16 protein-coding genes are annotated in these 21,008 nt (G+C 68.0%); 6 read left to right on the plus strand and 10 right to left on the minus strand.

Annotated features, from left to right (window positions below; genetic code table 11):
- Nucleotides 1–62: 62 nt before the first annotated feature.
- The 3 genes from HNQ61_RS09320 to HNQ61_RS09330 all read right to left on the minus strand — a co-directional run bounded on the left by HNQ61_RS09320 (nucleotide 63) and on the right by HNQ61_RS09330 (nucleotide 1,864).
- Nucleotides 63–716: a hypothetical protein gene (locus HNQ61_RS09320; protein ID WP_170035676.1), complete on the minus strand. Its 654-nt coding sequence runs from the start codon at nucleotides 714–716 to the stop codon at nucleotides 63–65.
- Between the two features lie 135 nt (nucleotides 717–851).
- Complete coding sequence (locus tag HNQ61_RS09325) at nucleotides 852–1,436, minus strand: hypothetical protein (protein WP_183685597.1); 585 nt, start codon at nucleotides 1,434–1,436, stop codon at nucleotides 852–854.
- 17 nt (nucleotides 1,437–1,453) lie between these two features.
- Complete coding sequence (locus HNQ61_RS09330; RefSeq protein WP_170035678.1) at nucleotides 1,454–1,864, minus strand: hypothetical protein; 411 nt, start codon at nucleotides 1,862–1,864, stop codon at nucleotides 1,454–1,456.
- A gap of 1,014 nt (nucleotides 1,865–2,878) precedes the next feature.
- Here HNQ61_RS09330 and HNQ61_RS09335 point away from each other — a divergent pair.
- Together HNQ61_RS09335 and HNQ61_RS09340 are read left to right on the plus strand one after the other, a co-directional pair.
- Nucleotides 2,879–5,101: a hypothetical protein gene (locus HNQ61_RS09335; protein WP_170035679.1), complete on the plus strand. Its 2,223-nt coding sequence runs from the start codon at nucleotides 2,879–2,881 to the stop codon at nucleotides 5,099–5,101.
- Between the two features lie 795 nt (nucleotides 5,102–5,896).
- Nucleotides 5,897–6,301: a hypothetical protein gene (locus HNQ61_RS09340; protein WP_170035680.1), complete on the plus strand. Its 405-nt coding sequence runs from the start codon at nucleotides 5,897–5,899 to the stop codon at nucleotides 6,299–6,301.
- 256 nt (nucleotides 6,302–6,557) lie between these two features.
- On the opposite strand, the gene HNQ61_RS29845 is transcribed toward HNQ61_RS09340, so the two are convergent.
- From HNQ61_RS29845 to HNQ61_RS09355, 3 genes are all read right to left on the minus strand, one after another.
- Nucleotides 6,558–6,989 carry a zinc-finger-containing protein gene (locus HNQ61_RS29845; protein ID WP_170035681.1) on the minus strand — a complete coding sequence of 144 codons (432 nt, stop codon included), beginning with the start codon at nucleotides 6,987–6,989 and terminating at the stop codon, nucleotides 6,558–6,560.
- Nucleotides 6,986–7,339, minus strand: coding sequence for a hypothetical protein (locus HNQ61_RS09350; RefSeq protein ID WP_170035682.1), 354 nt, complete (start codon nucleotides 7,337–7,339; stop codon nucleotides 6,986–6,988). The genes HNQ61_RS29845 and HNQ61_RS09350 overlap by 4 nt, the downstream gene beginning before the upstream one ends.
- Nucleotides 7,340–7,554: 215 nt before the next feature.
- On the minus strand, nucleotides 7,555–7,980 hold the full coding sequence (locus tag HNQ61_RS09355) for a hypothetical protein (protein WP_170035683.1): 426 nt from the start codon (nucleotides 7,978–7,980) through the stop codon (nucleotides 7,555–7,557).
- Nucleotides 7,981–8,480: 500 nt separating this feature from the next.
- Between HNQ61_RS09355 and HNQ61_RS09360 the strand changes: the two genes are divergently transcribed.
- Genes HNQ61_RS09360 through HNQ61_RS09370 form a run of 3 tightly spaced genes read left to right on the plus strand, consistent with a single transcriptional unit; the run spans nucleotide 8,481 to nucleotide 11,030 of the window.
- Nucleotides 8,481–9,197: a hypothetical protein gene (locus HNQ61_RS09360; RefSeq protein ID WP_170035684.1), complete on the plus strand. Its 717-nt coding sequence runs from the start codon at nucleotides 8,481–8,483 to the stop codon at nucleotides 9,195–9,197.
- Nucleotides 9,198–9,226: 29 nt separating this feature from the next.
- Nucleotides 9,227–10,138, plus strand: coding sequence for a hypothetical protein (locus HNQ61_RS09365; RefSeq protein WP_170035685.1), 912 nt, complete (start codon nucleotides 9,227–9,229; stop codon nucleotides 10,136–10,138).
- Nucleotides 10,125–11,030: a hypothetical protein gene (locus tag HNQ61_RS09370; protein WP_170035686.1), complete on the plus strand. Its 906-nt coding sequence runs from the start codon at nucleotides 10,125–10,127 to the stop codon at nucleotides 11,028–11,030. The genes HNQ61_RS09365 and HNQ61_RS09370 overlap by 14 nt, the downstream gene beginning before the upstream one ends.
- Nucleotides 11,031–11,972: 942 nt before the next feature.
- Here the strand turns inward: HNQ61_RS09370 and HNQ61_RS29195 are convergent.
- Nucleotides 11,973–12,098 carry a hypothetical protein gene (locus HNQ61_RS29195; RefSeq protein WP_276510130.1) on the minus strand — a complete coding sequence of 42 codons (126 nt, stop codon included), beginning with the start codon at nucleotides 12,096–12,098 and terminating at the stop codon, nucleotides 11,973–11,975.
- Nucleotides 12,099–12,532: 434 nt separating this feature from the next.
- On the opposite strand from HNQ61_RS29195, the gene HNQ61_RS09375 reads away from it, so the two are divergent.
- Entirely contained in the window at nucleotides 12,533–17,212 is a 4,680-nt protein-coding gene (locus tag HNQ61_RS09375) for an ATP-binding protein (protein ID WP_170035687.1), read from the plus strand.
- A gap of 186 nt (nucleotides 17,213–17,398) precedes the next feature.
- On the opposite strand, the gene HNQ61_RS09380 is transcribed toward HNQ61_RS09375, so the two are convergent.
- The 3 genes from HNQ61_RS09380 to HNQ61_RS09390 are packed head-to-tail and all read right to left on the minus strand — an operon-like array spanning nucleotide 17,399 to nucleotide 20,990.
- Nucleotides 17,399–18,568, minus strand: a complete 1,170-nt coding sequence (locus tag HNQ61_RS09380; protein ID WP_170035688.1) for a ParB/RepB/Spo0J family partition protein — start codon at nucleotides 18,566–18,568, stop codon at nucleotides 17,399–17,401.
- Nucleotides 18,565–19,329: a nucleotide-binding protein gene (locus tag HNQ61_RS09385; RefSeq protein ID WP_170035689.1), complete on the minus strand. Its 765-nt coding sequence runs from the start codon at nucleotides 19,327–19,329 to the stop codon at nucleotides 18,565–18,567. The genes HNQ61_RS09380 and HNQ61_RS09385 overlap by 4 nt, the downstream gene beginning before the upstream one ends.
- On the minus strand, nucleotides 19,326–20,990 hold the full coding sequence (locus tag HNQ61_RS09390; protein WP_170035690.1) for a DUF6166 domain-containing protein: 1,665 nt from the start codon (nucleotides 20,988–20,990) through the stop codon (nucleotides 19,326–19,328). The genes HNQ61_RS09385 and HNQ61_RS09390 overlap by 4 nt, the downstream gene beginning before the upstream one ends.
- Nucleotides 20,991–21,008: the final 18 nt, after the last annotated feature.

The following is a 21,008-nucleotide window of genomic DNA, read 5'->3' on the forward strand; positions in this document are numbered from 1 at the left end:
GAAAACGGCTCCGCCCGGCGTGGTGCCGGGCGGAGCCGTTCGGAGGTAACGCAGGGGTGTGGTTACGCCGCCGCGGCCGCGGCCTCCTGATCGTTCGCGCGCGTGCGGCGGTTGTTGGAGAACCACCGCTCCGCCTCCCCGCGGGTCCGCGGCGCGTACCGGCCCGCGGTCTGCCGCATGATGCTGACGATCTGGTCCGGGGTGGCAGGCAGCCCGCGGATCACCTCGTTCGCCGCGCCGCGCGTCTCCGGCACCGCGCGCCCGTGCTCCTTCAGCACCTGCACCATCCCCTCGGACGGCGGCAGGTCGTCGATCATCCGCGCCGCCGTGGCGAAGTCGCTCGGGATGTTCTGGACTCCGTGGTCGGCGAGGAGCTGGAACATCGCCTTCGTCGTCACCTTCGGATCCTGCTCGCCCCGCTGGTCCTGCCGGCGGGTGACCCGCGCCTCGGCGTTCTCGGCGTCCCACCGCTGGCCGATTTCCGGATTGGCCGCCACGAAGTCGGCGATCACCTGCTTGGCTTCGCCGCGCGTCTCCGCGCTCAGGCCGACCTCGTCCATCCGCCGCTTCTGGGCGTCGCTCGGCGGAAAGCTGTCGATGAGCGCCTGGGCCGCGTCGTACGTGGACGGCACGGGAAGGCCGCGGGAGGTGATCTCCTTGACCTGGTACTGCGACGGCGTGGTCGACCGCGGGGCGGTGGTGGTGTTGTTGCGCATGGCTCGCTCTCCTTGGGGCTTGCGACGTGTGGACTCGTGCCAGCGGCGGGTCGTGCCGGTGGCTACCGGGGGGAGGACCGTCTGCCCTCCTCATCCCACCCAAATCGGTTCTTCCTTGGTTGTTGCCTCTCCGCCTCACGCCGCGGGCGGCGGCTCGCCCGGCGGTCCGCCCGGCGGCCCGCGCAGCGCGTCGATCCGGTGGGCGGCCTCCCGGGCGCTCAGCCCCCCGCGCATCGCCCTGAACGTCTCCAGGCGCGCCTCCCCGTCCTGCGGGAGCCGAAGGGCGAGGGCGCGGAGAAAGGACAGCGCGTCCAGGGACGCCGCCGATCCGCCGAACCGCTCCCGACCGGCCGCGTGCCAGGCCTGGAGGGTCTCGTTGTACCGGGGCTGGGCCCCTTCACTCCGGGCCGCCTCGCGCGTGGCGCGGCCCCGGGCGGTCCGTGCGGCGCGGCGCGCCTGCGCCCATTCGGGATGTTCCAGCTCGTACGCGGTGAGCGCGGCGGACGCCGCCTCGCGGGTGGCCGGCACGGGAAGCCCCAGTTCGGCGAGCAGGGCGGCCTGGGCGTCACTCGGCGCCAGCCGGTCGATGCGCTGCCTGGCGCTCTGCCAACTGCGCGGCCGCACGCGGCACCCCGCGGCGCGCAGGATCGCGATCTGGTATGCGCTGGGCCGGCTCGCGTCGGCGGCGCCCGGGGGGTCAGATCGCCCGGGTTCGGGCACCGGCTTATGCCCGGGGCTCACGCCGGAGAGGCCGCGGAGGCGGCGGCGGAACCGTTCGTGGGAGCCAGCCGCGCCGAGGCGGCGGCTTGCGCGGCGGCGTCTTCCGCGAGCGCCCGGTCATGGCCGACCAGGTACATGTCGTTGAAGGACATCTGCTCAGTCAGACGGAGGAACTCACTGAGCGTGAGGTCGCTGGGCACCAGCACGTCGCCGCTCGCGACCTTGGAGCCGAGGATGCAGAGCATGAGGTCTTCCCGCAGGCGGTACGTGCGGCCGTCCGGCAGGTCCATCGCGCGGATGCGCAGGAGCTCGCCGAGCACGATCTCGGCGGGGTGCTCCCGGGTCGGATCCTGGTCGAACAGCCGGACCGCGGATCCGGGCTCCGCGGGATCAATGGTGGCGGGGGTGGCGCGGTCGGTGGTGGCCATCGGAGTTCTCTTCGCGAGGGGTCGTCCAGGGCGCGGTTGCCCTGTGCCCTCCCGGTTCTTCCTTCGAGACGGCTCGTTCGCCAGCGCCCACGCTGCGGACGTGCGCCGGTTGAGATTCCGGGAGGTGTCTCATCGGCTTGTCGCTCCGCGAAAGGAAAGACCCTACCGTTGCACGCGTGCAACGGTAGGGTCGCTCTCGGTGGGCCGCCGCAACTGCCCTCGGCTCCCGTCCGGTTCGCACACTGGCGGTGCGCGGCGGCCGTGTGCGGCCGGTGCAGTCCAGAGAATTGCCGGGACGAACTTCGATCAGGACGAATGGGCGGGCCCCAGCAGTGCCCCAGGGCAACGGGAGGCCTCCCACGAAGACGGGACTTGGCCCACTGCCTCATGCTCTCTAGAGGCTCCGGACCGTTCGACTCGGAGTACTCTCAGCGGGTGCGGACCGAGGGACATTGGGGAGGATTTCTGGGAAGCACATCATGACAAGATGGCACGCGCGGATGTTCGCAATGCCGGGGCGGGGTGCCGCAAGTTCCCCAGAATTGCACAGCTCGACGGAGCCCATGGGGTCTCGATGTGCATGGTTCCGATGTGACATCGGCCCGGCTTGGTGCTGACCAGTTCCGCGAGCCGCGGAAGACGCGGAGAGGTAATCATGCTCTCCCCTATCGGTGCTGCTGCCTCGGAGGACGGAGCGGGTAGAGGAAACCGGAATCGGGGGTGTTCGGATTCCATGTTCCCGTCGGTTGTTCGCGCTGCTGGTCGGAGTGCGAGTCGCGGCGACCAGCCGACTGCTCCGCCTGCCCGGGATGTTCGATGGGCCGTCGCCAATCACAGGATAGGCGGCTGAAGACTTCAGTGCGCGATTATTGACGCCTCGGTAGCGACCGACTACAGTGCTTATTCTCATCGTCCGCTCCTCATCTCCCTCACCTTTATCCCTCGTTCCCCCGCATTCCTGCGGGTCCTCTGTCTCCCTGGTTCATCGTGTTCTCTTTCATCTGGAGGCCCATTATGTCCCGTTCGCGATTCCGCGCTCCGTGGTTCCCCCTGCTCCTAGCCGTTCTGGCCGCCTGTGAGTCTGATGGTAGCGGCCCCGACCAGCGCGTGGAGCTCTCGCCCGCATCGGCGGTTCCCTTCTCGGTCGTGGAGGTACGTGGGCTCCCTGACCGGTATGCCGGCACCGCCCCCCTCGCCATTACCGTGGGCGGCCAGCCCAGCGTGATCGCGTTCGACGAGGCAGTGGGCGTGCACCGCTTTCTGGTCCCCGCGCTGGCGCCCGGGCGCGCCGAGGTCGTCGTCCCCGCGCCAATGGCGGGCGGTGCGGAAGTTCGGGCGACGCTGCAGGTGGCGCCCGTGGCCTACGCGGGCGGCTCGCCGGCGACGGCGCTGGCGGAGATGGACGCGCTGCTCGACTCCATGCAGGTGGAGGCCGGGCTGGCCTTGGGGCGGATGGACGTCTCGCTCGATTCTGTGGTCTACGCGCGCCTGAACGCGGCCGTCATGCTCGCGGAGACGCTGCAGGACCAGGTGCAGCGGATGACGCCCACCCAGCGGCAGGAAGCGGCAGCGCTCTTCTCCGCACAGGCGGACGCGTTCCGCGGCGCGGCGCGCCTGTTGAGCGAGAAGTTGACGTCACTTGCGGCGGTTCCGCCCACCATCCGCGCGGGATCGGGCCGCGCGCAGGCCAGCCCCGCGCCAGCGTATGCACTGGCGACAGTTCCGCAACTCATCCAGAGGTGCGAGAAACGCCGGGACGACATCGCGATGTACGAAGAGATCCAGCTGTGGCTCTTCGGTCTCGGGCTGCTGGCTAACACCGGGACCACGGTGTTCGCGCCGGAGTTCGAGCCGTTCGTGTTCGTGATGACGGCCAAGCTGGCGCTCCTGCTGGACACAATCCTTATCATCGAGAATTTGATGCCCGAGCTGTTCGAGCCCGATGGGCTGCGCCTGCAGGTGTCGCCCGGGAGGGTGAAAGAGGACGGCGGGACGGCGCGCGCTACAGCGTGGCTGCGCTTCCGGTCGAAGGGGGAGGTGATCGGCTCGGCGGTGGGGCTGGGCCGGGGGATGGCGGCCGCGCGTGACGCCATCCGCCAGACGCAGGAAATCCGTGGAATGATCCGTTCCGAGCGGATGCGTCAAGCGCTCAAGGGCGCCGGGATCGACGTGGTTGTAGATGGCATCCTCCGGCTGATCGACGCGGGCGCGAACGACTACATTGGCTCCGCGATGGGCTCTCTGGGCGGCGAAACGCAGGTCTCGTTCGAGTCGCTCTCGATGACTCCGAGCGGATCGGGAAAATGGGAGTTCACGGACGGTCCGCAGGCGATCTCGCGAGGGCTCCGCACCGTTGGGCGCATCCAGGCCACCTCCTCCGAGGACGTGACCTTTGCGGCCCGCGCGGGTGCCACGGAGGAGTGCACGGCAGCGACCTCGGGGGCGGACCCGGGCGCGGGGCAGAACGGGTTTCGCATCACCCTGGTCTCCAGCCTTCGCTTCGTCGATCCGGCGGACCTGGAACTGGAGGCGGGCGCCAGCGGGTCGCGCGACGTTACGGTGACCAACGAGGCGACGACCGCCTCGGGGCCTATTACTTTCCGCTTGGCGCATCCCCGGACGGGTGCTTGGGAGCCGTATCCGTGGATGCAGGTGTCCATCACCGGCGCGCCGTCGTCGATTTCCGCGGGGCAATCGCGGACGGTGCGGATCGCTGCCAGTATCCACTCCTCAGCGCCCGAGTCGCAGGAGATCGTTCCGATCGTGGCCATGCAGGACGGGCGGGTGGTGGCGTGGACGTACCTGCGGGTGGGGGTGCGGCCGCAGCTGTCGTCCGTGGTGGTGAACCGGGGGCAGTCCACCCTGCGGTTGTGGGACTACGGCACGCAGGACGGCGATATCGTGACAGTGACGGTGAACGGGGCGACCGTGGCTTCATCGCTCTCGCTCACGAATGCGGGGATGACCATTCCCGTGGAGTACCGTCGCGGACGAAACGTGATTGTGATACGGGCGCACAACGAGGGCTCCTTGCCCCCCAACACGGCGGCCATTGGGTTGGCGGATGTAGTCCGCGGCGACGCCACCCAGGAATGGGGGCTCTTCGCGGGAGGCACGGCGCAGCTCACAGCGACCTTCGATCCGGGCGCCACCGCCTCGCCCGGTCTCCGTGTGGGTGAGCCCCCCACCGCCACCTACTTTCGCTGCGCTGGGGCGCAGGGCGACTGCCGGCCCTGATCCGGAAGAAGCGTCGGAACGGTAAGGGCGGCCCTACACCATTGAATACAGGACCGCTCGTACTCTTATGCTGCGAGCGAGATTACTCGCCGTTCCACAGGCTGCACGGCTCTCCTGTGCAGCCGTTCGCACACCCGGCCCGAACGCAGTAACAGATGGAGCGGGGAAGCCCCGGCACCGGCTGCGGGGCTCTCCCCGTGGAGTACGAGACCTGCGACTGGTGGAATCCATGCGGCGGAGACGCGGGAGGCACCCCCTCTCCTGCCACTCCGACCGGGGGACCGCCGCCGCCATCCTTGTGCTGGGAGTGTCAGCAGCCGGATCCGAATACGCCGTGCACCAGCGGTGATCGGACGATTGACAGTCCGGGAGTAAACGCGATCTTCACGGATCTGTGGGATCGCAGCAACCCGAGGGCGCAGCACGCGGACCGGCGGGAGCAGGCGGCCTGGATTCTGGAGCGGAACGGGGTGCTTACGGCGGTCCCTATGCTCACCGAAAGCACGCCCTGCTCCGCTCCGTCCCTGGAGCCGCCTCCGCCGGGGGCCGTCGGGTACATTCATACCCACCCGTACGGCCTGGGCAACGTACCGATCTGCGACATCTACTACGGCGGCACTGCCAGCAGCGCCGACATCGACACGATGAGGCTGTGGGGTTTCGACAGAGCATACATCCTGGACGAAATGGGGATCGGCGTCGTGACGGACAAGACCGTCGGTACCGAAACGATTCGGAAATCGCGTTGCAGATACTAACCTCCGGAGATCCGCGATGAGGATCAGCCTTCTTACGATGATCGTGACCGGCTCGGTGGCCTGGTACTCGGAAACGGCGGCTGCCCAGCAGACGCGCGGGTGCCCGGCGGCCTCGGTAAGTGACAGCGCAAGAGTGCACCAGACGGTGGTGCTCTCGTTCCCCGGTGCCCGGGAGGATCTTGGTCTTGACTCTGCCAGCGTCGAGGAGATCGCGGCCCTCACGGATCCGGCGGACGCGGCGACGTGCGCGGCGCTGCGTTCCGCGGTGGAGCGGCACCGGAGAGGTGCGCTCTCCCGGACCATCCGGCTCGCCTTTTTCCGCTCGGGTGCCTTGTTCTTCGTGGCGGCCTCCGATCCGGACCGCATCATGATCGACGGGCCGGACGGGGGGGTCTACATCCTGGGACGGGACATGAAGGTGAGGTTCAGGGTCGGGACCTGACTATCTTTGCTTGAACGTTCGGCCCAGAGGAAACCAGTGAAGAGGGGGCCGTCCATCCTGGACGGCCCCTCTTCACTGGTTCCGCGTCGCGTACGTACCGCCGAGGGAGCCGTCCGGGCATGGACCGCGTGTTCAGGACGGCTGCACACGCGCCCGCGAACCCCGGTCCCCATGCGCCGCGCCGGAACAGTGGCCGCGTCCGCGGATCGCGACGCGGGGAGAGCGGAGCGGCACGGAGCCGCACGGGCGATCCATGTCACTCTCTTCGGCCGGGCGGACGGGGCGTCAGCGCCTCGCGGGTGCACGCCTCCACGACCCGCCTGCAGTCCTCGACGTCCATCATCCCGATGTGACACTGGCTCGGTTCGATGCCAAGCAGCTCCGCGAGGCGCCGGTAGGCTTCGCCGCGTGCGCGGGGGTGGTCGTCGCCACTCCGCCACACGCGGTCAAACGCGTCATGGGCCTGTACCTTGGCGCGCCGGAGCTCCGCGTTGGCGAGCCTGCCGAGCGGCCGCTCGGTGCCCCGGTGGCAGCCCACCCACGCCCCGCAGGGCTCGCAGACGTAGACCGGCCCGTAGTCGTGGCCGTGGTAGAGGGGAGCGGAGCTCGCGAGGAATCGTGAAGGGCGCAAGCAGTACGGGCAACTCGGAGGGCGCCCGGCCCCGGTGTCGCGGTGCCTCGGCTTCATGCGCGGGCTCCGCACCCTGCGTCGATCAGCCGGTTCAGATGGTGAGCGGTATCGGGAGTGAGCCGTCCGGCTCCGATTGCGCGGTTCACCTCTGCCACGACCTCACGGGTGAGCTGCGCCGGGCAGATGACCAGGAGGCAGAGTTCACCGGCAAGGGTGGTCGCGGCCAGGCTGGCCACCAGGGCGCGGAAGTGCTCCTCGACGGCGGGCGGATCGCCGTGCTTCAGGAGCGCGCGCTCGACAGGGTCGTAGACGAGAGACAGCCCGTTCTGGAAGGGAGGGCTGATGCCGGAGTCCGCGGCGAGGTAGCGGAGTCCTGCGGGCGTGTGGAGATAGCGGGGATTCGGCATGAGAAGAAAGGATTCGGGATGGAGGTCTACCTGCGACGTCCACCCGGGTTCTTCCTTCTCCGCCCTGTGTTGCATGCGTGCAACGCAGAGGGCGCATGTCCGGTCGGGGCCTCACGGGGCGGGTCAGGCAGGGGCCGGCGAGTGGGATGATGTCCGAGCCGGCACTCCGCGGAGCGGATGAGGCTGGGCCCGGTTCGCCGTGCACGTACGGCGGGTCAGGAATCCTGGAGTGCCCTGGACAGCAGGCTCCGGATCCGCGGTTCCAGATCGGGGACCGCGGCAACGTGGGGAGCCGCGCATAGCTGGCGGAGTTGCGAGGGATGGCGCTGCAGGTAGGAGATCAATGCCTCATCGGTTTCGGCTGACGGATCGAGCTGTACCGCTCGCCCGACATAGTAGGCGGGAACCGCGTATGAGCAGGCGGCGAGCAAGGCCCGGGACAGTGCTTCGCGGGTAGGGGTCCCGTCCTGAACCTCGGCTGTTACTTCCTCCGTTGTGAACCGCGTGATGGTCCGGATGAACCATTCCGTAGGCGTCTCGTCACGCCCCGGGGTCTCCGGTGAGATTCTCAAACCCAGGGAGCCGGTCTGCGCGAAGAACTCCATGATTTCCCGCTCGACCCAAGCGGTACGTCCGGCCATCGGGCAGCTCGACCGCGCAGGCGCGCTTGAAGGGCCGAGCACGATCTCGGCGGGGGGCTTACGGGTGGGATCGCGGCCGTACTCTGGACCGCGGATCCGGGCTCCATGGGGTTGATAGGAGCAGGGTAGCGCTTTCGGTGGTGGCCATCGGGGTTCTCTTCGGGAGGGTTGGTGAAGGGCGTCGTTGCCCTGTCCCGCTCCCGGTGCTTCCTTGGAGACGCGTGCCCATGCACCGCACGGCGGGTAGACGCTGCCTTCTACTTGTTGTTTATCCTTCGCACTGTGGTGGACGGATGCGCTCATCCTCCGTCCGTGGGACGAGGGGAGGCGATGCTTGCCGCACGCGGCCAACGAGGTCGGACCGGTACACCGTGCGTGCGGGCCGGCGGGGCCGTGTCACGGCGCCCTTGCCCGGCCGGCTCTCGTCGCGATATTCTGAATCCGCCATTCTTTTATGAAGCTCCGGAGCGGGTTCTCTATCCTCACCTACCATGGTTCGCATGCCTCTCATCCGACATTTGATCGGGATTTCTCTGATCTTTTCTGCGCATGTGGCGCATCGTCCGCTCGCGGGGCAGACGCAGCAGCCGTTGCAACCGGACAGGCGCTGGCAGGAGCGACTGGATCCACGGAAGCCTCTCTCCGGTGTCCTGGTTCCGGGTGTCATGTCGGGAAGTCCGGCGGCGCTCGCGCAATCAGCCGTCATCACCGTGCGGCACCCGGGTGGTGCCACGGAGAACTTGTGTATCTCTGTGCAAACGCAGGACGGCCTGTACACCGCCGAAGCACGTTTCCTGGTGCCCGCGGGTGCCGCTCGGACGGTCCGGCTTATGGGCCCCACTCGATACCGCGGTGAGCTGCGCCGGTATCAAGCCGGCCAACTGGTCATTTCAGCGACGCTTGGGGGTGACTGCCGCGACGAACTGGCTCCCCACGTCGTGCCGCAGTGGGGCGAGGGGGGGGGGCCGCCATCGCCGGCCGACGACATCTTCCTGTACGTCAACTCACGGGATTTCACGGACGTCAACTGGCGCGGACCGGATGGACGGGATGACACAGCGAGGTGTTACGAAACGGGGGATTCCCAGGTCACCTACCGGCAGGTCTGCCGCATTCCCGCCGCGCGGGTGCGGGGAAGAACCGAACTGATCATCCGCCAGCGACGGGATGGGGGTACTTATGTCTACAACAGTGTCTTTGTGGTCGCGCAACAGTGAGGACGCCGCGCTGGCGGTCCCTCCGCCCCATGATGCGAATTCGTGGCCGCCCGGTGGTGCTATGGCGCGTTCTGCAACTCGTCGTGATGTTCCTGGCGTTCGTCATCGCGCTGATAATTACGTTCTCCCCAGGGAAGGCCACATTCGACATCACTGCCGAAACCGAGTACGTGCGGTACCTTCCGCAATTGGATCCCGCCCAGCACTGGCCCATGGACTCGGTGAGCCTGTTCGGTGCCGAGGAAACGACGCCGCGCGTAGTTTCCGGCGATCTTCGGTTCACGGACCCTGTACAAGTCACCCTTGAGCGGCGGTCCGGGGGGCCCCTGCTGGTCAAGCTTGAGCCGACGCGCGAGAGGAAGCAGGAGGGGAGTGATTTAGCGCTACGCATCGGAGTCTTCCGGGAGCACGGCGGAGAATCGCGCACGTTGTACGAAAATGCCGTCATTGAAATCCACGGCATTGAGGGCCGCTCAATTCAGCGCGGAAAGCCAATTGTATTCGCGGTGAGGGGATCGCTCGAGGTAGGGCGGTCGGTGCAATCGGAGCCGGATGCCAGCCTGGCTTTGCTGCGATCGGGCAAGGTGACGAAGTTCGTTCGGTCGCTGTGGGGCAACGGCGTGGTGATGGCCGGAAGCCGCGAACTGGGCATCGGGGACGAGGTGACCATCGACCGGCCGCTCTCCCCCGAGTTGGGCCTGGTCCGGGTGGACGAGCGGCCGGCAATGTCCGTCGCCTACCGGGCCGATGCGCGGTCAGTCCGCGTCGGCCGCCCCGGGGGCAGCGATTACCGGATTCGTATGTACGCCGTGGAGCGGGTGCTCGCCGACCCTATGCTGCAGGCGTTGTGGACGACTCTTCTGTTTCTTTTCGGCTGCTTCACGTCCCTGATCGGATACAGCAAGGGCACCCAGCAAAGCAAAGCCGATGAATATCCGTAGTGCCTTGCTATCCTGCTCGTGGGCTGTAATCGTCGCTTTGCCCGCGCAGGCGCAGGTCTATGCGCTGAACGCGGGCCAGCAGGCGGGCCAAGGGCTGGCGCGGCCGCGGTCTGCGGGGGACTGCCTGATCGTGGCGCCGCTTCACGTAGTGCGGAACGCGCGCCGGATCACGGCGACCGACGAAACCGGCACGTACCCAGTTCGGCTCGCGCGGGAGTACGAGGGGATGGATGTCGCGATCCTGGCGTTCGTCCAGCCGCGTACATCCAACTGTCCGAACTGGAACATCCCCGCCGATCTCGCCACCCGGATCAGCGATGCTTCGGTCAGCGCCGTTCTGCGGGAGCGGAACGAGGACATCATTATCTCCACGCCGGTCTGGGTCGAGCGTGTGGAGGGGCAGTTCATCACCGTTTCACCACGAATCGTGGGAAGCCAGATCTCCGCCGGGATGAGCGGCGCACAGCTGCTGGTGAACGGTGTGTTCGCGGGGATGGTCCTTTCCGCCGACCGGGCGGACGGGGCTCGCGAGCGGGTGCGCGTGTTGCGAAGTGACCTGCTGGACCGGCTGGTTAGGGACGCGTTCATTGGTCCGCCGGTGGAAGGAGTGGGCAACCGCCCGCCGCCCCGGCTGGGCACTGCGTCGAGTGAACCCGATCTCCTTATGTCGACCGGGCAGAGCGTGATCGTGGGAGACCGGAACACGACGTTCGCGGTGCTGCAGGCTTTCACCAGCGACCTCGCGGTGGCAGTGAATGGGGAAGCGAGAGAGATGAAACCCGGAACGCGGATTCCGTTCGCCGACAGCCGGGGCGAATGCTTCATCATCTACCTGCGAAGCGAGGACGGATGGACCCGGCACGTCTTCGCCATCCGCTGCAATCCTAGGTAATCTGGAAAAACGACTCAATGCAGTTCGTGGAGCCGACCATCCGCACGCCTGCCTCGGCGTAAGCCCCCGCGCCGGAACCATCATCTTTACGCAGATCCAGTCGGGTTCGCGACGACGCTGGCGAACCTCCTGAGCACTTCACTCAGCGCGTCGTCCCGTCCGTCCGGATGCTCCCTGCCCGTCCGAGTCCCCACACGCGGGCGTAAAGACCGGTTTCGGCGGAGAGACTGTGAGCGGTGGGAAGGAAAGCCGCGGTGAGGCGCTGGTTCTGGGAGCTTTTCTCCAAATTGCCGGCAAAAACTTGGCCGACGACGACCTGGGATCACTCCGTAGGAGGAAAAGGGAAGACCCACCGTTGCACGCGTGCAACGGTGGGGTCGCTTTGCGCGGGCCGTCGAGGGGGCTTGCTGCCGTCGGTCAGGTTCTTCCCTCTTCTACGCCGTGACGCGGCTCATGCAGTCGCGGGCGGACGTCTCAGTCGAACCCCGCGCACCACGAATTCGCGTGGATCCCGCTGCACTGGTCGTGGCTCCATGCATATTCCCAGCACGGGTCCGACCCTGCGGCGACCTAGTCGCCGGAGGCCCGGCCCCCGGCAAGCGGATCCGAGGCCAATCGTGCCCAGGTGGCGGACGTGCCGCGGCCCCCGAGCACGAACCTTCATGTAGGGGCGGGTCATCGTGGGGTGAGTTTGCCGAACTCCACAGTTCCTCGTCTCCCCCTCGCTCGCGGCGAGGGCGGGAAGTGCCGGGGTCGTGTGCGCCGCAACAGCCCGAGCCTCGACCGGCGTCATCTCGGCCGCCGGGCCCGCCGTTTCGACCCGAGCTCCACGCTCCGAAGGAGCGCTCCCACACCTCGGGTTTATCCGCGACTTGGATTGCCCCCTCCGCCTTGGGGAGGTTCGGCGGGATCCGGCCGTGGGCGTCCGTACGTCGCCCGGGATCAGCGTCGGAAGCAACGGAGCCCCATGTCGTCGTCCGCCACGCTGGCCCGGCACCACCCGGGGGCAAACGCCTCGCCGATCGTCTGGTAGCGGCTTACAGTGGACTTGTCGGTCCCATCGCGCATCGTGCCGATTTCAGCGAGCGTTGGTGTGCCGCCCCTCTCCCGTTCGAGTTCGGCTTCGTCCACCGCTTCGCAGGCGCGAGCTCCGACTCCTTGCCGCGTGTTGTTTGAGAGCCAGTCGTTTCCTCCCGCTCAGACAATCCACAATCTGCCGCTTCGAATGTTGTGGCAAAGAGCTTGGGTTAAGGAGCATCCTTGTCGGGATGTTGGCCTGATCGGGCACGACTACATCGTGTCAAAAACTGCACTAGGACTGACCAAACAGTTTCTACAATCGATCTGCTCACACATCCAAACGGCGGAATCATGATCGCTCGATACAGCGCTTTCAGGAACCAATACGAAGCGCAGTACCAAAGCCGGGTGAGTGCCGAATGACGCCCGGAAGGTTCACGGATTCCGAAGTCGCGCAGAGAAGCTATCGGCGGCGGAAGGTGATGATCCGGGCCATGCTTCGAGCAGCCTGTTTCATGGCGGGTGCGGCAGGGGCGGTGCTTTTGGTGTACATCTCGTCGGACATTTTCGCTTCAGCCGGCAGTGGTATCGACCGGAGCCAGTGGATCGAGGAACACATCAAAAGCTTCCTCAGCGGATTCGGCTCCTTTCTATCCCCAAGCCGAATTGAGATGCTGGCGGCGAGCTACCCGTACTGGACGATGGCGGGGATCGGAGGCGTAGCCGGACTCATCCGTTCGGCACGGGTGGCAGCGTGGGCGTACCAGCGGTATTTCGACACGTTTGATCCGCACGTGCTCATGCCGGTCCGCCGTCCCGCGGGACTTGAGATCAAGGGGGGCGAGGCACTTCCCTGGGTTGAGCCGGCCGGCTCGCGGTTTATGCTTTGGAATGATCTCTTCACCTGGGCAACCGAGGAGCCGCCTGTGAGAAGCGCGTTTCGGTGGATCCTGCTCGTGGGGCGCCCGGGGATCGGGAAGACGCGCACGGCTAACGAGTTCGCGCGGCGGCTTGCCCGGCGCGATGTATTCGGCACAGTGGAACTCTCCCCGGGGAAGAAGTACCTCTCCGGGAGGCTGCGTGCGTTCCACCTCGCCTGGGGTGCCTACCTGCGCAATCTATGGGGGCATCGCCATGTGGATGATCCGTGGGATGCAGGCGAACTGGATTCCGACTTTTTGCAGGATCGGTCCGAGTCGCTGGCCCAATGGATCCCCCGCAGGCCGACTCTCCTGGTGCTGGACGATCCCAAGGGTGACGACATCAAGAACGGGCTGGAGATCCTCGGCGGCCGTGCGGGGTCGTTCCGATACCCCGTCCGGTTGCTGATTGTCAGTCAGACGATTCCCAAGGCTGTCGCGGAGCGGCTGGAAGCTCGGGATCCGCGAGGACGAGCACCCCTGAAGTTTGCTGAAAATGCCGTTTTCACATCGGATGAGATCACATGGCTCGCGGGCCGGATTCCCGGCCCGGCCTCCGTAGCATTGGAAAGGCCTCATGATCTGCAACATTTCATCGACGAAACGGAGCAGATCCCCCTTCTCGTGGAACTTGGTCTGGACTGGGTCAAGAACAAGCGCCCGCTGCGGGAGATGTCGGGGCAAGGCCTGCTGCAGGATCGGGCGAGCCGGCTGGTCGTGGCTGTCAAGCAGGCCGATGCAGATGTTCTCGCCATCGCGGCGGCGACGCTCTGTGGAGGCGCAACGCGCAAGGGATTGAAGAAGCGGCTATCGACGCTGCCGACTCCCTCTCAGTTGGCTGGCGTGTTTCCCTTTCAGGCCGAGAGTCTGCGCGTCTCGATTCCGCCGGTTCGTCCGACGATGATCGGTGATGAGTTCGTGCGCGAGGTGGTTCAGGGAGCGGAGGATATTGCGATCGATGTCGCGGAGGCGGCCTGGGTCGCGAACCCAGGGGGGACGCTTCGGGCACTCCCCAGGCTCATCTTGCATAACGATGTTCTGGCGGCGGTGTTGAAGGCGGGGCCTCCCGCTGACTGGCCGGGTAGCCGCTACGAACTGGCGCTGGCGTACGCGGAGCACTGTATTCGGACGGATCGTGACATCCACATCGCGCAACGGGAAATTCGTCTGCTTGCTCCCGCGGAAGCGGACGCGCACTTGAAGGACTTTTCTGGCCTGCTTGCCACAGTCGGCGCGCGCGCGGGTTCCGGACTCGCCTGTTACGCGTGCGTGCTGGAGCAGGTGCTTCGGGACGGCTCTCTGCTCACCGCCACACCCGAAGCGGTGCGGGCGCTACACGCGACTGCAGACGCGATCCGGTGGGGGGGTGAACGCGGGTATCGGAATCAAGCTGATATCGAGTGCCTGGTCGCGCCGGCTTGCGCACTGGTCGAGCGGGCTGGCCTGAGCCACGCATCCCTAGATCGATGCGAGGAGCTTGTAGATGCGCTTCAAGACCTCGGGGATTCGCTCTGGACTGCAAGGGACGTTCATGGCCCGGCTGCAATCTCAATCCTCAGGCTCCTCGCAGCGGCTCCCATCCTGAATGAGGGGAGGCAAACGTGCTTGCGCGTGCAGGTTCTCGCATTGGAGCGGAAACCTGAGGAAGCGATGGATCTGGCCGAGCGGTTTGACTCCGCCGCCGGTGATGATCCCGCGGGGATGGATATTGTAGCCGAGGTCTGGCGGGCAGCGGCGTTCTCGCTCCGAGGAGCTGGATCCGTTGCATCCGCGTGGAAACTGGAGTCGATTGCCCAGCGCGTAGGAGAATCGTTGAGAGCGCCTCTGAGCAGAACTGTTGTACTCAGTCAGTCGTGGATCTACGCTGATGCGATCTATGTCTGCGCCACGAGTTCCGAGGAAGGCGCGTCGGAATGGGGAGAGAGCATCGCTCAGCGGATGGATTCGGAACTGGCTTCCTTCGTGGGTGATCGGAGTGTGGAGCTGGCGCGGATTGATGGGTGGCGGCTCGTAATATATAAATTCTCGACGCAGCCTGGAGGGTCGGGGCAGGCCGAACAGCTGGCCGCAGGTCTGGAATCGTTTGGGGCTGGCTTGGGCGCTGTCCATGCTTTTGCACTAAAACGGGTAAAGGCTTGGGGGTACGTTGTTTATGCGTACGGGAATCAGGATGGCGGGGCGGCGCGCAGCGAAGAGATTGCCGAGCGGGTGGATACGCTAGCTCTCCCCTTCGCGGGTGACCGGGGGTTCGAGTTGGAGCGCGCCCGGGCGTGGCGGTATGTGGCATTCGCGTACTCGAAACAGGAGGGCGGCGCGGCGCGCAGTGAAGAGATTGCTGAGCGGGTGGACACGCTGGCTCTCCCCTTCGCGGGTGACCGGGAGTTCGAGTTGCAGCGGGCCCGGGCGTGGGCGTCTGTGGCATTCGCGTACTCGAGCCAAGAGGGCGGGGCAGCGCGCAGCGAAGAGGCTGCCGAGCGTGTGGACACGCTGGCTCTCCCCTTCGCGGATGACCGGGAGTTCGAGTTGGAGCGGGCCCAGGCGTGGCGGTCTGTGGCAGTCGCGTACTCGAACCAAGATGGCGGAGCAGCGCGCAGCGAAGAGATTGCCGAGCGGGTGGACACGCTGGCTCTCCCCTTCCCGGATGACCGGGAGTTCGAGGCAGAGCGGGCCCAGGCGTGGCGGTTTGTGGCATTCGCGTACGGCAATCAGGAGGGCGGGGCAGCGCGCAGCGAAGAGGCTGCCGAGCGTGTGGACACGCTGGCTCTCCCCTTCGCGGATGACCGGGAGTTTGAGGCAGAGCGGGCCCAGGCGTGGCGGTTTGTGGCATTCGCGTACTCGAAACAGAAGGGCGGGGCATCGCGCAGCGAAGAGGCTGCTGAGCGGGTGGACACGCTGGCTCTCCCCTTCGCGGGTGACCGGAAGTTCGAGGTGGAGCGCGCCCGCGCGTGGCGGTACGTCGTTTATGCGTACGGCAATCAGGAGGGCGGGGCAGCGCGCAGCGAAGAGGCTGCCGAGCGTGTGGACACGCTGGCTCTCCCCTTCGCGGATGACCGGGAGTTCGAGGCAGAGCGGACCCAGGCGTGGCGGTTTGTGGCATTCGCGTACTCGAAACAGGAGGGCGGGGCAGCGTGCAGTGAAGAGGCTGCCGAGCGGGTGGACACGCTGGCTTTCCCCTTCGCGGATGACCGGGAGTTCGAGTTGAAGCGGGCCCGGGCGTGGCGGTCTGTGGCATTCGCGTACTCGAAACAGGAGGGCGGCGCAACGCGCAGTGAAGAGGCTGCCGAGCGGGTGGACGCGCTGGCTCTCCCCTTCGCGGGTGACCGGGAATTCGAGTTGGAGCGCGCCGAGGCGTGGCGGTCTGTGGCATTCGCCTACTCAAAACAGGATGGCGGAGCAGCGCGCAGCGAAGAGGCTGCCGAGCGGGTGGACACGCTGGCTCTCCCCTTCGCGGGTGACCGGGGGTTCGAGTTGGAGCGGGCCCAGGCGTGGCGGTCTGTGGCATTCGCGTACTCGAACCAGGATGGCGGAGCAGCGCGCAGCGAAGAGGCTGCCGAGCGGGTGGACACGCTGGCTCTCCCCTTCGCGGATGACCGGGAGTTCGAGTTGGAGCGGGCCCAGGCGTGGCGGTCTGTGGCAGTCGCGTACTCGAACCAAGATGGCGGAGCAGTGCGCAGCGAAGAGATTGCCGAGCGGGTGGACACGCTGGCTCTCCCCTTCGCGGATGACCGGGAGTTCGAGTTGGAGCGGGCCCAGGCGTGGCGGTTTGTGGCATTCGCGTACGGCAATCAGGAGGGCGGGGCAGCGCGCAGCGAAGAGGCTGCCGAGCGGGTGGACACGCTGGCTCTCCCCTTCGCGGGTGACCGGGAGTTCGAGTTGGAGCGCGCCCGGGCGTTGAACTGGGCAATAACCGGGCTGCTGAGCACGGGTTCGGCAGAATGCCGCGATTTCGACAGGGCTGAAAGTTTGTTGGGTGGACTCGAGGCACTCACCGCGCCTTTTGCCGGAAATCCGGAGTTCGAACTGGTGTTGGCGTCGACATGGCGTCATCTCGCGTGCGCCTTGTTCGGGGGCGATCCGGAACGGGCAGCGCAGTTCGCGCAACAGGTTGCCGACATTGCGGGCCAGTTTCCCGATATCCCGGAGTTTGCAGGGCAGGTGCTCGCATTGCGGATCTGCTTCGGAGAAGTCCCGGATGAAGTACGAGACGATGAGGGCTGGACTGCGGGTCTGCTGAGGGAGTGAACCGGTGCGCGGTGGAAGGCAGCCGCAGCGGGACCACAAGAACTCCGACCTGTGGGACACAAGCGTCGTCGAACGGAGCCTCTCGCCGACTCCATCATCTAGATCTGGAGGGGTGGTGGGGTCCATCGCTCCGCGGTCTACACCGTGCTAATTGCGATCGCCTTGCAATCCTCGGGCGCTGCCTCATCATCCACCATGGGTGCCTGACATCCCCGGCAAGCGTCCGCGTTGTGGTGTGTTGCTTGTCAACGGCCGCTTGGGGTCGACAGCTGCATCGGCTCCAAGTGCGGCTTTGAGGCGCTCCAGCGCAGTGAGGACCGCCCCGTCCAGAAGCTCGGGAAGGTAGATGATGCGACCGCCGTCGCCCTCCAGCACGAGTGCCGTTGGACTACCAGCCTCGGCGACCCGTGCGGCCAGCGCCGCGAGTGGTAGAATCATCCGGAGCGCGGCCGCATGGGCCTGCTTCGTCGTCATTTCTCTTGCCGGCCCGGGCGTCTCGATGCGTACCGCACGTTCCCGGAAGTAGTCTTCCCACTTCGGTGTCGGCTTTGCACGATCCGCCGCCGTTGGTTCGGGCGCGCGTGATCCCGCCTCCTGCGGATCCAGCTTCCGGTGCCGCGCTCTTTCCGCGCGGATCTGCCGCTTGCGCAGCACGTCGCGGATATGCGTGAAGCGGTGTGCTTCCGGTCTTCTCGCCGCACGGATCAGGGTCGGGAGCGACAGGGCGGCCATGTCCTCCTCGGTGACGCCGGCCCGCGCCACCAGGGGGGGGGCAAACGCTTCTCCGATGGTCAGGTACCGGCTGACGGTGGACTTGTCGACCCCGCCGCGTACCTCGCCGATTTCGGAGAGCGTCGGGATGCCGCCCCGCGCCCGCGCGATGTGGGCGCGGAGATCCACGAAGCCCAGCGCACGCTCCCACGCGGAGATGTCCGTACGGTCGTCGTTCTCGACCTGCCCCAGCAGGTGCGCGGTCAGGTCGTCGACCACCCGCACCACCGCCGTCACATGGGACCATCCCAGGCTCTCCACGCTCCGGAGCCTGCGCTCCCCCGCGATCAGCTCGAAGCGGCCCCCCGGCCGGGGGCGGAGAACCACGGGCTGCAGGAGCCCGTTGGCACGTACGGACTCCCGGAGCGCCGCCGTGGCCGCTTCGGGAAACACCCGCCGGGCCTGGAAGGGAGACCGGTCGATGTGACCGCAGGGCACCTTCTCCACGGGCTCGCCGTCCAGCGGCGGGCCAGCGAGCGCGCGAAGGTCGGCGCCGAGGACCGCGGCCGCGTCTCCGCCGCCCTCCCGCGCCAGCCAGTCGAGGCCCTTGGCCCCGCCGCGCCGGGCGGACTGCCCGCCGCTCACCGGCCGCTCCCGGCGACGGCCGCGGTGTCCACGCCGTGCGGCATGCGACGGAGGCCGGCGATCACCGGGAGCAGGTGCCGTGCGACCTCGTGGTACGCGTCCGCGGCGCGGCTCTGGACGCCGAGTGTCACGGGACGCCGCTCCTTGTGCGATTCGGGGACGCGCGCGTCCTCCGGGATGCCCACGGGCAGCCGGATGCCGGGGTGGCGCCGGTCGAGATATTCCGTGATCTCGCGCGTGATGCCGCGGCGGGCCACCACACGGGTCAGCAGCACGCGGGTGGGGAGCGGAGGGTCGATGGCGCGGAGCAGGTCCATGGTCTCGATCAGCCCCTCCAGGCCGAGCGGGGTGGTGTCGACGGGGACCAGCAGCAGGTCGGCCGTGCCGGCGGCCGCCACGATGTGGAGCAGCCCGCCGGGCGGCGTGTCGATCACCCCCAGGTCGGTGCCCCCGCGTCCCGCCCAGTCCGGGCGCCGGAAGAAGCGCTCGATCTCGGGCAAAGCCGCGAGCCCGAGTGCCCTCCCGCCCCGGAACAGCTCGACGCGCCCCGCGATCCGGGGAATCTCGAGCGCGACCGGCGCCGCCGCCCAGGGATCCCGGATCACGGCGTGCCGAAGCTGGCGCGTGAGCGTCCCCTGCGGGTCGCCGTCCCAGACCGCGATCCGCCGCTCGTGCGCCGCGGCCCACGCCGCCGCGAGCGCCAGCGCCGTGGTCGTCTTCGCGGTGCCGCCCTTGGTCGAGGCGACCATCACGGTTTTCACGGCGCCTGCTCCGTCTTGGCCGCGAGCCACGCCTGCTCGGTCTCCACCGCGACGGCCCGCCGTGCGGGCGAGGACTGCTCCGCGGGCGGACCCTCGCTCCACACCTGTGGGGGACTCCACTCGGGCGTTCGGAGCAGTCCGTCCCCCCGCACGGGAAACGGCGCCAGGCCGACAAGCATGGGCGCCCGCTCCTCGAGCTGCCACCGGGCGGCCGCCACGACCGTCGCGTGCGGATCCGGGAGCCAGTGCCCGGTCAGGCGCAGCAACCCATCCATCCCGATCATTCCACGCGGCGGAGGGCCGGCCCGAGCGACGCCGACGAGCGTGTGGACCGTGGCGCCCGCCGCCCACTCCCAGAGTTCCCGGCTGGCATCGGCCGGCTGCTCGCTGCGGCCGCGCGGAAGCCGGAGCGTCGTGGCCTGCCGAGCGTACTCCGCCTCCATCTCCGCTTCTTCCCGCAGGGCGCCGCGGTGCTCCCGGAGTGCCGCCACCTGCGGCGCGAGTGCGGCCCGGGCGCGGGCACGAACCAGTTTGGACGTGACGCCCATGCGCGCGGCCCGGTCGGCAAGCTCGGGACCCTGCACGAGTGCCTGGTCCAGTGCGTGGAGCGTCGCCCGGAGCGCGGCCGGGTCGCCCGTGACGCGGGGCTCGCCCTGTGGCGCCCCCTCCAGGGCCGCCCCGAGGAAGAGCGCGAGCTCGGGGACGGTGTCCCCCGCGGGGGGGCCGGCATCCGACGCGTGACGACGGATGCACCGGGCAAGCAGGGCGGCGGCGGTCCACGGGGATCGATCGCCCTCCGGAGATCCCATGCGGGCGATGAGCTCGAGGGTTTCCGGCCGCGGAAGCGCCGGCTGTTGGTGCGCGGCGTCCCGCCACGCCGTCCACCCCGGACTTCCACGGGGTGCGATGCGTGCCGCCAGCGCGGCCAGGGTGGGCCAGCACGCGTCCGCCGGGGCGCCGGCCAGAGCCGCTGCCGCGCGCTCGAGCTGGTAGGCGGCCGATCCGGGCGGCTCGGCGGGGCCTGGGAGCGCGGCCGCGCCCCAGAGGCGGGTGCTCGGAGCCGCCACCTCGGCCGCCGCCGCCCGGCGGTCCTCCGCATCCCACCGCATTGCCGAGGTGACCAGGTCCAGGGCGTGCGCCGCGCGGGCCGCGGGGCTCATCCATCGGCTACGCCGGCGCTCCCGCGCGAGCGGCGCCTGGTACTCCGCGCGTGCCGCGGCTTCCCACCCGCCCGACGCGCGGCCGATCCAGTCGTGCTCCCGGAGCCACGCGCGTAGATGGTCGCCGTCCAGCGTGCCTCCGGCGGTCCGCATGGGCAGGAGAAACGTGTCGCAGAAGGCCCACTGAAGGCGCCAGGCCGCCTTGGGGTGCACGAGCGCGGCGAGCAGGTTGAGGGCGGTTTCGAGCGGCGCGCTGCCGCGCCACCCCCAGTCCCACCCCTCGCCCACGTCTCCATGCTGGTGGATTCGCCTCGGGAGGGGGAGGTCTCCGTCCAGAGTCTCGAGAGTCACCTTCCGGGTGGTTGGGGCGACGTCTTCCCGCCGCTCGAGATGCACGGCGCGGAGTAGGGGCGCGGTCACGGGAGCGGGCTCGGCGGCGCCGGCGTCCAGACCCGGAATCCAGACGTACTCCGCGGGGCCCAGCAGGGGCATGGTCTGCATCGGTGGGCTTCGCCTCCG

This window comes from Longimicrobium terrae (genome assembly GCF_014202995.1).
GTDB lineage: Bacteria > Gemmatimonadota > Gemmatimonadetes > Longimicrobiales > Longimicrobiaceae > Longimicrobium > Longimicrobium terrae.

Bases quoted from the DNA above. Each gene is read 5' to 3' on its own strand.
- HNQ61_RS09320 (WP_170035676.1), bottom strand. From the start codon at position 716: ATGCGCAACAACACCACCACCGCCCCGCGGTCGACCACGCCGTCGCAG.
- HNQ61_RS29845 (WP_170035681.1), bottom strand. From the start codon at position 6,989: ATGAAGCCGAGGCACCGCGACACCGGGGCCGGGCGCCCTCCGAGTTGC.
- HNQ61_RS09370 (WP_170035686.1), top strand. From the start codon at position 10,125: ATGAATATCCGTAGTGCCTTGCTATCCTGCTCGTGGGCTGTAATCGTC.
- HNQ61_RS09390 (WP_170035690.1), bottom strand. From the start codon at position 20,990: ATGCAGACCATGCCCCTGCTGGGCCCCGCGGAGTACGTCTGGATTCCG.
- HNQ61_RS09330 (WP_170035678.1), bottom strand. From the start codon at position 1,864: ATGGCCACCACCGACCGCGCCACCCCCGCCACCATTGATCCCGCGGAG.
- HNQ61_RS09365 (WP_170035685.1), top strand. From the start codon at position 9,227: ATGATGCGAATTCGTGGCCGCCCGGTGGTGCTATGGCGCGTTCTGCAA.
- HNQ61_RS09375 (WP_170035687.1), top strand. From the start codon at position 12,533: ATGATCCGGGCCATGCTTCGAGCAGCCTGTTTCATGGCGGGTGCGGCA.
- HNQ61_RS09350 (WP_170035682.1), bottom strand. From the start codon at position 7,339: ATGCCGAATCCCCGCTATCTCCACACGCCCGCAGGACTCCGCTACCTC.
- HNQ61_RS29195 (WP_276510130.1), bottom strand. From the start codon at position 12,098: ATGCGCGATGGGACCGACAAGTCCACTGTAAGCCGCTACCAGACGATC.
- HNQ61_RS09335 (WP_170035679.1), top strand. From the start codon at position 2,879: ATGTCCCGTTCGCGATTCCGCGCTCCGTGGTTCCCCCTGCTCCTAGCC.
- HNQ61_RS09355 (WP_170035683.1), bottom strand. From the start codon at position 7,980: ATGGCCGGACGTACCGCTTGGGTCGAGCGGGAAATCATGGAGTTCTTC.
- HNQ61_RS09360 (WP_170035684.1), top strand. From the start codon at position 8,481: ATGCCTCTCATCCGACATTTGATCGGGATTTCTCTGATCTTTTCTGCG.
- HNQ61_RS09340 (WP_170035680.1), top strand. From the start codon at position 5,897: ATGATCGTGACCGGCTCGGTGGCCTGGTACTCGGAAACGGCGGCTGCC.